The 11,440-nt window shown below is 64.7% G+C and carries 12 protein-coding genes; all 12 read right to left on the reverse strand.

Annotated features, from left to right (window positions below; genetic code table 11):
* Nucleotides 1–10 precede the first annotated feature (10 nt).
* Nucleotides 11–583 (reverse strand): prepilin-type N-terminal cleavage/methylation domain-containing protein, encoded by a 573-nt coding sequence (locus tag RI841_RS10015; RefSeq protein ID WP_310705461.1) that lies wholly within the window; start codon nucleotides 581–583, stop codon nucleotides 11–13.
* A gap of 2 nt (nucleotides 584–585) precedes the next feature.
* The gene (gene pilV / locus RI841_RS10020; protein ID WP_310705462.1) at nucleotides 586–1,002 is read right to left on the reverse strand and encodes a type IV pilus modification protein PilV; all 417 of its coding nucleotides are present in this window, start codon (nucleotides 1,000–1,002) and stop codon (nucleotides 586–588) included.
* Nucleotides 999–1,472 (reverse strand): GspH/FimT family pseudopilin, encoded by a 474-nt coding sequence (locus RI841_RS10025; protein ID WP_310705463.1) that lies wholly within the window; start codon nucleotides 1,470–1,472, stop codon nucleotides 999–1,001. The genes pilV and RI841_RS10025 overlap by 4 nt, the downstream gene beginning before the upstream one ends.
* A gap of 4 nt (nucleotides 1,473–1,476) precedes the next feature.
* On the reverse strand, nucleotides 1,477–1,893 hold the full coding sequence (locus RI841_RS10030; RefSeq protein WP_310705464.1) for a type IV pilin protein: 417 nt from the start codon (nucleotides 1,891–1,893) through the stop codon (nucleotides 1,477–1,479).
* Nucleotides 1,894–2,275: 382 nt separating this feature from the next.
* Nucleotides 2,276–3,229: a 4-hydroxy-3-methylbut-2-enyl diphosphate reductase gene (ispH, locus tag RI841_RS10035; RefSeq protein WP_310705465.1), complete on the reverse strand. Its 954-nt coding sequence runs from the start codon at nucleotides 3,227–3,229 to the stop codon at nucleotides 2,276–2,278.
* 250 nt (nucleotides 3,230–3,479) lie between these two features.
* Entirely contained in the window at nucleotides 3,480–3,941 is a 462-nt protein-coding gene (fkpB, locus tag RI841_RS10040) for an FKBP-type peptidyl-prolyl cis-trans isomerase (RefSeq protein WP_310705466.1), read from the reverse strand.
* A 125-nt stretch (nucleotides 3,942–4,066) separates the two neighbouring features.
* Nucleotides 4,067–4,597, reverse strand: coding sequence for a signal peptidase II (gene lspA / locus RI841_RS10045; RefSeq protein ID WP_310705471.1), 531 nt, complete (start codon nucleotides 4,595–4,597; stop codon nucleotides 4,067–4,069).
* Nucleotides 4,598–4,643: 46 nt separating this feature from the next.
* On the reverse strand, nucleotides 4,644–7,478 hold the full coding sequence (gene ileS, locus RI841_RS10050) for an isoleucine--tRNA ligase (RefSeq protein WP_310705467.1): 2,835 nt from the start codon (nucleotides 7,476–7,478) through the stop codon (nucleotides 4,644–4,646).
* 10 nt (nucleotides 7,479–7,488) lie between these two features.
* On the reverse strand, nucleotides 7,489–8,604 hold the full coding sequence (gene ribF, locus RI841_RS10055; protein WP_310705468.1) for a bifunctional riboflavin kinase/FAD synthetase: 1,116 nt from the start codon (nucleotides 8,602–8,604) through the stop codon (nucleotides 7,489–7,491).
* A gap of 103 nt (nucleotides 8,605–8,707) precedes the next feature.
* Nucleotides 8,708–10,231, reverse strand: coding sequence for a murein biosynthesis integral membrane protein MurJ (gene murJ / locus RI841_RS10060; RefSeq protein ID WP_310705472.1), 1,524 nt, complete (start codon nucleotides 10,229–10,231; stop codon nucleotides 8,708–8,710).
* Nucleotides 10,232–10,535: 304 nt separating this feature from the next.
* On the reverse strand, nucleotides 10,536–10,802 hold the full coding sequence (gene rpsT / locus RI841_RS10065) for a 30S ribosomal protein S20 (RefSeq protein ID WP_310705469.1): 267 nt from the start codon (nucleotides 10,800–10,802) through the stop codon (nucleotides 10,536–10,538).
* 217 nt (nucleotides 10,803–11,019) lie between these two features.
* Nucleotides 11,020–11,440 (reverse strand): PUA domain-containing protein (locus tag RI841_RS10070; RefSeq protein WP_310705470.1); only part of this gene is annotated, 421 nt, incomplete at its 5' end.

The raw sequence follows: 11,440 nt of genomic DNA on the forward strand, positions 1-11,440 counted from the left end.
CCATATCAAATCATTTGTTTACGGCGGTTGTTCGATTGACAGCATGAAAGACCAAGGTATCTGGAGTGGCATCTTCATCGGTTGGAACCAGGCGAAAAATGACCTCCAATAAGCCATTATTCCATTCATTATCATCCACCTCAAACCCCGGCCCCGGCGTAACTTCATCTGGGGCTAAGAACCCACTAACTAATTCTTGGTAGCCACCCCCCAGGTCAACGCCATCGCACTTGTCCATCTCTACTGAAAAGACACCGCTTGAGCTCAATTTATAATTCTTAACAACATTTTCACCAGGATCACAGCCAGAGGAAACATCGCCCTGATTCTTGACATCGAGACTAAGGACAGCAGCATCCTCATCCCATGCCGTATCATCACTATCCCAGTCGGCTCGGCGTATATCACGGAGCAACGTCTCAACAGCAAAGTTCACAGCAGCCTGCTTTTCGCCAAGCGTCTCGACCTGGCGATTGGTCTGAAAAACCGTAAGAAAAAGCTGCCCGGCACCCAGCATGATGATCAGGCCGATCACCATAGCAATCATCAGCTCGACAAGTGAGAAGCCAGCATTATGCTTCATCATCACTCCTCTGGCAGCCTGACGGTATAGGTAAATTCTGGAGAACCTTCTCCGGAGAACCGGCCTTCATCCCAAGAAACAGTAATGGGAAATTCACAATCAACCACCGTGCCAACAGGAGCACTATCAAGTGCAGGAAGGTACGCTACCCAACCGTCATGCCATGCACTTTCAATGGTAGTTACATCGGTGCTTGTAGGACACGTCAAATCATCGGCTTCAGCCATTTTTGCCCAGAGACGTTCCTGTAAATCCTGCGCCGCCAGGGAAGCAATGGAACGCTGGTATGCCACATGGGCTCCTTGTAGCGCCTTGAGCTGCATGGCCGCCACGCCCAGCAGGCCGATAGAGAGCACCAGCAAGGCGATCAGCGCTTCGATCAGCGTAAAGCCGCGCTGACTTGAGGGCCTGAATGTCATGATGCAGCGCCTCCCTTGACACGGCCCATGGAATTTACCTCGATAAGCCGATCGCCCGCGCGGGGGTGAATCAGGGTAAGACTACAGCCTGAAGCGCAGGATGTTGTATTACCGGCTTCATCTTTCTTGGCGGGCTTTCCCAACGCATCGAAAATAACGTCGAAGTCTGCGTCATTCACTGACGTCACGCCATCACGACCGCGACGAACACGAACGGCATCAGACATGCCATCCACCGTCACCTGGTAGGACCAAGGTGAAGTGGCGGTCACGTCGAAAGTCACCTTCTCACGGCGCTTTATTGCCTCACTTCTGGCGTAGTGAAGGCCCGACAATATTTCGTTGTGGTCAGCAGCGACTCGATTGACGTCCATCATGCGCTGAAAGCCCGGTACCGCCACGGTAGCCAGAATGACAGCAACCGCAATCGTTACCAGAAGCTCGATGAGCGTAAAACCATTTTCCCTCATGGCATCACCAACATGATTCCGACGGCCCTCTGACACCCTGACCATTGAGTGTAATATCGCCAGAGCAGCCATCATCACGAGTGGTAGATGCGCTGATTATGTATCCAACCGAACCATCTTCTGAATATGTAATAGAGTAATTTCCATCTGGTGATGATGAAGTAATACTACAGTTATCCGAAGAATAAGAATAATGCTTAGTATAACATCGCTCCAGCTCACCCGCCGCAACATTCAGCCCAGCATGAGCATCCGATCTCAGCGAACGCTCCACATAGCCCTGGTAGCTTGGAATCGCAATTGCCGCCAGAATGCTGATGATGGTGACCGCAATCATCAGCTCGATCAGCGTGAAACCGGCGCTGCGCCGGGTACTGCCTGAGAGGCCCTGGGGCCTGGATCCTGTGCACTTGTGGATCACGCCGTGCGTCTCCCTGAGAATCAAGGCATTTTTTCAGTATGTATCAAGTCGTGGCGCTCCGATAGGGTGCGAGCCCAATAATGCCATGCCGCCAGGAGAGAGCGGCCGCTTACGTGCTGGGCTTGACGGCTAGGGCCAAGTGCACCCGAGGCCGACTGGGGGTTCGGAGGAGGCGAGGTTACACCTGGAGCCCCCTGCAGCGGCACCATCGCTGCACGATGGATCGCGCTGCAGGCCGGGGCGCCGGGCCGAGCCTCCCACCAGATCAACAGCTGCCATCCTTACGCCCGGTGCGCTGGCACTTACCGGGCCTACGGCCTCTCTGGTAATACGCCGCGGTCATGGCCATGACGGCGGCGTTCTCGTCTCGGCTCTGGGCTCGCTATTCGCTGGCGATCACCCGATCGCGCAACTCGCGGGGCATGGAGAAGGTAATGGTCTCCTCACGGCCGGCAAGCTCCTCGGGGGCCGTGGCCCCCAAGGACCGCAGCCGCTCGATCACGCCCTTTACCAGCACTTCAGGGGCGCTGGCACCGGCGGTAATACCGATGACGCTGGCTCCGTCCAGCCACGACGGATCGACTTGCTCGGCGCTGTCGACGAGGTAGGCCGGGGTGCCGACCCGCTCGGAGAGCTCGCGCAGGCGGTTGGAATTGGAGCTGTTGGGGCTCCCCACCACCAGCACCAGGTCGGCGCCATCCGCCAGTTCGCGCACGGCGTCCTGGCGGTTCTGGGTGGCGTAGCAGATGTCGTCCTTGCGCGGGCCCTGGATATCCGGAAACTTGGCGCGCAGGGCATCGATCACCGTGGCGGTGTCATCCATGGAGAGGGTGGTCTGGGTGACGAAGGCGAGTGTGCTCGGATCCTTCACCTCGAGCCTGGCCACATCCCGTTCATCCTCGACCAGGTAGATCTGCCCGCCACGGGAGGTGTCGTAGCGCCCCATGGTGCCCTCCACCTCGGGGTGGCCGTCGTGGCCGATCAGGATGCACTCCTGCCCATGGCGGGCGTAACGCAGCACTTCCAGGTGCACCTTGGTGACCAGCGGGCAGGTGGCGTCGAACACCTTGAGGCCCCGGCGTTCGGCTTCCTCCTGCACGGCACGCGACACCCCATGGGCCGAGAAGATCACGATGACGTCGTCGGGCACCTCATGGAGCTCCTCGACGAAGACGGCCCCCCGCTCGCGCAGACTATCGACCACGAAGCGGTTATGGACCACCTCGTGGCGCACGTAGACCGGCGGGCCGAACGCGTCCAGCGCACTGTTGACGATATCGATGGCGCGGTCGACGCCGGCACAGAAGCCGCGCGGGTTGGCCAGCTTGATTTGCATGGTTGCCTTGCCTTGATGCTCTTGCATCGATAACAAATTAGGGCGCCGTGGTGGACCGGCCTCTTGGGGTCAGACCCCGGCCAAGCCATCAGGCCCAGTATGGTGCACTACTCCAGCGATGATACCTTCAGCCGGGGTCTGACCCCAAAGGGGCCTTCAAGCCGGAGCGCCAGACCGAACACTCCTGCAACTACCGTGATCCGCACCGAAAGACACCGCTATCGCGCTGCAAGCAGCGCTCCCACGTTGGTCAGTGAGTCGTGGCGGGCTTCACGTCCAGCACTTCCACCTCGAAGGTCAGGGTACGCCCCGCCAGCGGGTGGTTGAAGTCCACTTCCACCTGCTCGCCCTCAATGTGCTTGATCACCCCGGGCAGCTCGCCCCCGGCGGCATCGGCGAAGGACATCACCATGCCCACTTCCGGCTCTTCATTCTCGAAGTCATCGCGCTTGAGCAGCTGGATGTTCTGCGGGTTGTGCTGGCCAAAGGCGTGCTCGGGAGTGATCTCGAAGCTGCCGGTGTCGCCGCTTACCAGCCCCTTGAGGGGGTGCTCGAAACCGGGTGGCAGGTTGCCGTCGCCCACCTGGAAGGTGGCCGGCTGTTTGTCGCGGGTGGAATCCACCACGGTGCCGTCTTCCAGGCTGAGGGTGAAGTGCAGGGTCACTTCCATGCCCTCGTCGATGCGGTGCTGGGGGCTGTTCTGGTCGGTCATGGAGTTTAGGACTCGGTAAATAGGATTTCAGTTCGGTGGCGGGAGTTGGGCAACACCGCCGGGGCGCCTTCGGCGCCTTTCGCGCAATAAATTGCGCTCCTACAGAGCCGGCACGGTGGTGTTATTCATCGGCTCCCACGGCGGGCTCGTCGCCGCTCGGCAAACAGCGACTCCCAGATCAGACCGACGGCCCCCAGGGTGATGCCAATGTCTGCCACGTTGAACGCCGGGTAGTACCAGCCGGCCACATGGAAGGAGAGAAAGTCCACCACGTAGCCGTGCACCAGCCGGTCATAGAGGTTGCCGAGCGCCCCGCCGATAACCAGCGCCAGCGACACGGCCAGCAGCGTCTCGTCACGTTTGAGGCGGCGCATCCAGAGCGTCAGGCCGATGCTCGCCCCTACCGCGATGGCGGCGAAGAACCAGCGCTGCCAGCCGGGATGGCCGGCCAGGAAGCTGAAGGCGGCGCCGGTGTTGTGCAGCAGCGTCAGGTTGAAGAACGGCAGCACCGCCACCGGGCGGGCATACTCGAGCATCGCACTGGCGGCATACTTGGTCGCCAGGTCCAGCGCGATCACCGCCAGCGCCAGCCACAGCCAGCGCAGGGGGCGGTGCATGGGCGCGGTCTCGTGCTGCTCGGTCTGGCTATCGCTCATGCGCGCCTCGCGTCCTTCGGACATCGACATTTCCTCATGCAGGCCCTCAAGCAAACTGCCGCGTCTCGCCGGGGCCGTCCGGCAGGTTACCGATGCAGCGCCCGCATAGGTCCGGATGCCCCGGGTGAGTGCCCACATCCTCGCGGTGGTGCCAGCAGCGCTCGCACTTGTTGTTGGGGCTCTCGACCACGGCCACCTTCAGGCCCTCGAGCTCGGTGGCCTCGGCCTCCCTGGCCTCGCCGAGCGGCTTGAGCGTCACCTCGCTGGTCAGCATCACGAAGCGCAGCTCCTCGCCCAGCTTGGCGAGGGTGGCCTGCAGGGCGTCGTCCACGTAGAGGGTGACCTCGGCGGCCAGGCTGCCCTTGATGGTCTTGGCGTTGCGCGCGTCTTCCAGGCACTTGTTCACGGCCTGCTTGACCTCGAGCACCTGCTCCCAGAAGTCGCGGCCCATGACGGCATCATCGGCGAGCGTCCCGAGCCCCGTGTAGTACTCGGCGAGCAGCACGCTGTCACCGCGCTTGCCCGGGATGTTCTCGAAGATCTCCTCGGCCGTGAACGAGAGGATCGGCGCCACCCAGCGCACCAGCGCCTCCACCACGTGGTAGAGCGCGGTCTGGGCGCTGCGGCGCGCCACGGAGTCGGCCTGGGTGGTGTACTGGCGATCCTTGATCACGTCCAGGTAGAAGCCACCCAGCTCCCGGGCACAGAAGCCGTGAACCTGCTGGTAGACATCGAGGAAGCGGTACTCCTCGTAGGCCGTCTCGATACGCGCCTGCAGCTGGGCGGCGCGGTCGACCACCCACTGGTCCAGGGCCAGCATGTCATCGAAGGCCAGGGCATCACGGCTCGGCTCGAAGCCGTTGAGGTTGGCCAGCAGGAAGCGCGCGGTGTTGCGGATGCGCCGGTAGACGTCCGCCGTGCGCTTGAGGATCTCGTCGGAGACCGCCATCTCGCCGCCGTAGTCGGTAGAGGCGACCCACAGGCGCAGGATGTCGGCGCCCAGCTTGTCCATGACCTCCTGGGGGGCCACCACGTTGCCTACCGACTTGGACATCTTGCGGCCCTGGGCATCCACGGTGAAGCCGTGGGTCAGCAGGCCCCGGTAGGGGGGGTGGCCGTCGATGGCACAGCCGGTCAGCAAGGAGGAGTGGAACCAGCCGCGGTGCTGGTCGGAGCCCTCCAGGTAGAGATCGGCGATGGGCCCCTGCTCGTGGCCGTGGGGGTGGGACCCGCGCAGCACGTGGCGATGGGTGGTGCCGGAATCGAACCAGACGTCCAGGGTGTCGGTGACCTTGTCGTAGTCGGCAGCCTCCTCGCCCAGCAGCTCGGCCGGGTCCAGGCGGAACCAGGCGTCGATGCCCTCCAGCTCCACGCGCTGGGCGGCCGCCTCCATCAGTGACACGGTGCGCGGGTGCAGCTCGCCGGTGGCCTTGTGCAGGAAGAAGGGAATCGGCACCCCCCAGTTGCGCTGGCGAGAGATGCACCAGTCCGGGCGGTTGGCGATCATGCTGTGCAGGCGCGCCTTGCCCCAGGCCGGGGTAAAGGTGGTGGCCTCGATGCCCTCGAGGGCGCGTTCGCGCAGGGTCCTGCCGTCCCTGCCGGCCAGGTCCATGCCCACGAACCACTGGGCGGTGGCGCGGTAGATCACCGGGCTCTTGTGGCGCCAGCAGTGCATGTAGCTGTGGGTGATCACCTTGTGGGCCAGCAGCGCCCCCACCTCCTCGAGCTTGGCGACGATCTGCGGGTTGGCTTTCCAGATCATCTGGCCGCCGAAGAACGGCAGGTCATCGACGTAGACGCCGTTGCCCTGCACCGGGCTCTCGATCTCGTCGAAGGTCATGCCGTGGGCGCGGCAGGTGACGAAGTCGTCAACGCCGTAGGCCGGGGCCGAATGGACGATGCCGGTGCTGCCCACCTCGGACTCCACGTAGTCGGCCAGGTAGACCGGCGACAGGCGATTATAGAAGGGGTGGCGGAAGCGGATGCCGTCGAAGGCCTCGCCCTTGGCGGTGGCGACTACCTCGCCGGAAAGCCCGAAACGCTCCAGACAGGATTCCACCAGCTCCTCGGCCAGCACCAGCAGCCGCTCGCCGGTGTCCACCAGGGCATAGGTGAAGTCCGGATGCATGTTCAGCGCCTGGTTGGCCGGGATGGTCCAGGGCGTGGTGGTCCAGATGACGACGGCGGCGGGCCTGGCGAGGGCCTTCAGGCCGAAGGCGGCAGCCAGCTTGTCGGCATCCTCCACCGGGAAGGCCACGTCGATGGCGTCGGACTTCTTGTCGGCGTACTCCACCTCGGCCTCGGCCAGCGCCGAGCCGCAGTCGAAGCACCAGTTGACAGGCTTCAGGCCCTTGAAGACATAGCCCGCCTCGACCATGTCGGCCAGCGCGCGGATCTCGCCGGCCTCGTTGGCGTAGTCCATGGAGCGATAGGGGTTGTCCCAGTCACCGATCACGCCCAGGCGCACGAAGTCAGTGAGCTGCCCCTGGATCTGCTCGGCGGCGTAGTCGCGGCACAGCTCTCGGGCACGCGCCGGCTCGAGGTGCTTGCCGTGGGTGGTCTCCACCTTGTGCTCGATGGGCAGGCCATGGCAGTCCCAGCCGGGCACGTAGGGAGCGTCGAAGCCGGCCAGGTTTTTCGACTTGACGATGATGTCCTTGAGGATCTTGTTGACGGCGTGACCGATGTGGATGCTGCCGTTGGCGTAGGGAGGGCCGTCGTGCAGCACGAACAGTTCCCTGCCCCGACGCGCCTCGCGCAGGCGATGGTAGAGGTCCATCTCCTTCCACTGCGCCACCCGCGCGGGCTCCTTTTTCGGGAGCATGCCGCGCATGGGGAAGTCGGTTTCTGGCAGGTTCAGAGTGTGCTTGTAGTCGCTCATATCCTGGGGGTCAGCCGTCGTCGTGGTCGGCGGGGGCACCCGCCGAGGAATCGGAAGTCACGGCCTCGCGCGCCAGCGGCGCCGATGCCAGAGGAAGAGAATCGTCGCAGCCGTCGCCTGCGGAATCCGCCGTGACGGGGTGTGTCGCGAAATAGGCACTGGCAGCGGAGTGCGCTGGAAAGCAGGCACCGGCAGCGGGGTGCTCTAGAAAGTAGGCCCGGGCGCGTGCCTGGTCGGCGCGTATCTGCGTCTTGAGCGCGTCGAAGTGGGCGAACCTCACCTCGCCGCGCAGCTTGGCGCAGGGGAACACCGTCAGGCGTTCGCCGTAGAGGTCGCCATCGAAGTCGAACAGGTGCACCTCGAGGACCGGCCGGTCGCTGCCCACCGTGGGGCGCCAGCCGATGTTGGCCACGCCGGGCAGGCAGCGCCCGTCAGGGAGCTCGGTGAGCACCGCATAGACGCCCTGCAGGGCCAGCGACAGGGCCGGCTGCGGCAAGTTGGCGGTGGGCATGCCGATGGTCCGGCCCAACTGCCGGTCGGGCACCACCCGGCCACCCAGCCGATACGGGCGACCCAGCAGGCGCGCCGCGGCGGCGAAGTTGCCGCTGGCCAGCAGGGTACGCACCCGGCTGCTGGAGACCCGCTCATCGTCGACGGTGAAGGTGCGGGTGTGCTCGACGCCGAAGCCGCGTGTCTCGCCCACTTCGGTGAGCAGGTGGAAGTCTCCGCGACGGTCGCAGCCGAAGCGGAAGTCGTCACCGACCACCAGGTGGCGCACGCCCAGCCCCGCCACCAGCACCCGCTCGATGAACGCCAGCGCGGTCAGGCTGCGCAGGACATCATTGAAGGGCAGGCAGAGGATGCGGTCGACGCCGCACTCGCCGAGCAGCGCCACCTTGTCACGTAGCCGGGTCAGCCGCGGTGGGGCCTGGTCGCCGGCAAAGAACTCACGCGGCTGGGGTTCGAAGACCACCACGGTCACCGGCAGGCCGAGCCGGGCGGCCTGCTCGCGGCACTGATCGAGGATCGCCCGGTGCCCGCGGTGCACGCCATCGAAGTTGCCGATGGTGGCCACGCAGCCGCGATCCTCGTCACGCAGGTTGTGGAGTCCTCGAATCACTCGCATGGGCGTCATCACGCTGGGAAATAAAGTTAACGATTATAACGGACCTGGGGCCCCTTGACAGCCGGCGCGGCTTGGTCTTTGTCTACCCCTTCATCCGCTCACTTCAACTTTTCATTCGAAAGTGGCGAAGTCGCACCCCGAAGGCCGCCAGCCAGGCGAAGTAGACCGCCACCCCGGCCGAGACCAGCACCGCCAGCCAGCCGGCACGGGTCCAGACGCTCCAGTCGAGCCACGCTTCCCACTCGGGAACCAGCCAGGCCAGCCCCATGCCAAGCACCGCGCAACCGCCGAGCAGCTGCACGCCGTAGCGCCCCCAACCGGGCTGGAAGACCAGCACGCCCTCCCGGTGCAGCAGCCAGCCCAGCAGACCGGCATTGAGAAAGGCCGAGAGCGCCGTGGCCAGCGCCAGGCCGGCGTGGGCCAGGGGCCAGATCAGGATCAAGTTGAAGACCATGTTGGCGACCATGGCGATGATGCCCACCTTCACCGGCGTGGCGGTGTCCTGGCGGGCGAAGAAGCCCGGCGCCAGCACCTTGATCAGCATGAAGGCCACCAGGCCGAAGGCGTAAGCTCTGAGGCTCATGGCCGCCATGGCGATATCGTGCTCGGTCATGGCGCCATAGTGGAACAGCGAGATCAGCAGCGGCTCGGCCAGCACGGCCAGGGCCAGCGCCGCAGGCAGGCCGAGCAGCAGCACGGTACGGATCGCCCAGTCGAGCATGGCGGCGAAGTGCTCGCCGGACTGCTCGGCATGGCGCCTGGAGAGCGCCGGCAGGATCACCGTGCCGATGGCAATGCCGAACACCCCCAGCGGCAGCTCCACCAGGCGATCCGAGTAGTAGAGCCAGGAGACGCTGCCCGCCGCCAGCAGCGAGGCCAGCACGGTGTCGAGCAGCAGATTGATCTGCGAGACCGAGACACCGAACAGCGCCGGCACCATCAGACGCAGGATGCGCCGCACGCCGCTGTGGGCGAAGTCGGGCCAGGGCCGCGGCAGCAGTCCCAGCCGTGCCAGGAACGGCACCTGGAACGCCAGCTGGGCACCGCCGGCGATCAGCACGCCCCAGGCCAGCGCCATGGCCGGCTCCTCGAACAGCGGCGTGAGCAGGACCGCCGCGCCGATCAGCGACAGGTTGAGCAGCACCGGGGTAAAGGCCGGCACGGCGAAGCGGTTCCAGGTGTTGAGCGTGCTGCCGGCAAAGGCAGTGAGCGAGATCAGCAGCAGATAGGGGAAGGTCAGCCGCAGCATGTCGGCGGTCAGCGCCAGCTTCTCCGGATCGCGGCCGAAACCGGGCGCGAAGGCCCACACCAGCCAGGGCGAGGCCAGCATGGCCAGCGCCGTGATCAGCGCCAGCACCGCCGCGAGGCTACCGGCCACTGCATCGAGCAGTTCCCTCACCTCACGCTTGCTGCCCCGGGTGGCGACCTCCGAGAGCACCGGCACGAAGGCCTGGTTGAAGGCGCCCTCGGCGAACAGGCGGCGCAGGAAGTTGGGGATCTTGAAGGCCACGAAGAAGGCGTCTGCCCCGTTGCCGGCACCGAACAGGGTGGCGATCACCACGTCGCGCGCTAACCCCATCACCCGCGAGAGCATCGTCATCACGCTGACCACCAGGCCGGAGCGCATCAGGCCGCCGGACTTGGGCGCCACCGCCTTGTCATTCTCGTCCAACGGGTCCTGTGGCGACTGCTCGCGATCCGTCACGTCTACCTCCTCACCTGAGCCGTGCTCCGAGGGGAGCGACGGTTCGGCGCTCCGACTTCAGATCGCGAAGGGGGGGTCAAACGCCTCCCCGGCAGCTCAGGCTCCACCGCCGGGCGCCTGCCGGCGCCATTCGCGCAATGAATTGCGCTCCCACAGGGAATCGTCGGCACCTTCAGGAATCAAAAAAACCGGCCGCAGCCGGTTTTTCTGCTGGCGCTCGACCGGCTTACGCCGCGAGGGCCTTGATGCGCTTGTTAAGGCGGCTCTTCAGGCGCGCGGCCTTGCGCTTGGAAAGCACGTCCTTGTCGGCGATGCGGTCGATGACCGGCTGCGCCTGCTTGAAGGCGTCCATGGCCTGAGCGTGGTCACCACCGTTGATGGCATGGATGACGCGCTTGATGTAGGTGCGGACCATGCTGCGCTGGCTCGCCTTCAGGACACGACGGCCTTCCGCCTGACGGGCACGCTTGCGGGCTTGCTTGCTGTTCGCCACTGACTGTCTCCTTGGAGAAAGTTGTGGTCGCCATCTGCGGGCGACACTTGATAACTGTATGATCCAACAGGGAAATAAAAAATCCCCGCCGGCCTAGCCATGTTGCCGTCTGCGCCGTTAAACGCAGTCGCTTAGGGGCCGTGTCTGAGAGGATGGCGTATCCTATCACACACGCCCCGTGCTTGCCATAGTTCCTGCGATAGCCCTGGCGAGAGTGCTAGAGCACCACCAGGTTGTCGCGGTGGATCAGCTCCGGCGCCTCCATGTAGCCGAGGATGGCCTCGATCTGGTGGCTGGGCTTGCCGACCAGCAGGCGCGCCTCGTCGGCGCCATAGTTGACCAGCCCCTTGGCCACGCGATGCCCCTGGTCGTCGACACAGAGCACCATGTCGCCACGGCGAAACTGACCGCTGACCGCCGTCACCCCCACCGCCAGCAGGCTGGAGCCGCTACCCTTGAGCACCTTCACCGCGCCGGCGTCCAGGACCAGGCTACTGCGCACCTGCAGCTGCCCCGCCAGCCAGCGCTTGCGCGCCGCCATCGGCGCCTGCTCCGGCAGCAGCAGGGTGCCCAGCCGCTCGCCCTCGGCCAGCCGCGTGAGTACCGCCGGCTGGCGCCCGCTGGCGATCGCCGTGACC

Source organism: Halomonas sp., from assembly GCF_031581305.1.
Classification (GTDB): domain Bacteria; phylum Pseudomonadota; class Gammaproteobacteria; order Pseudomonadales; family Halomonadaceae; genus Halomonas.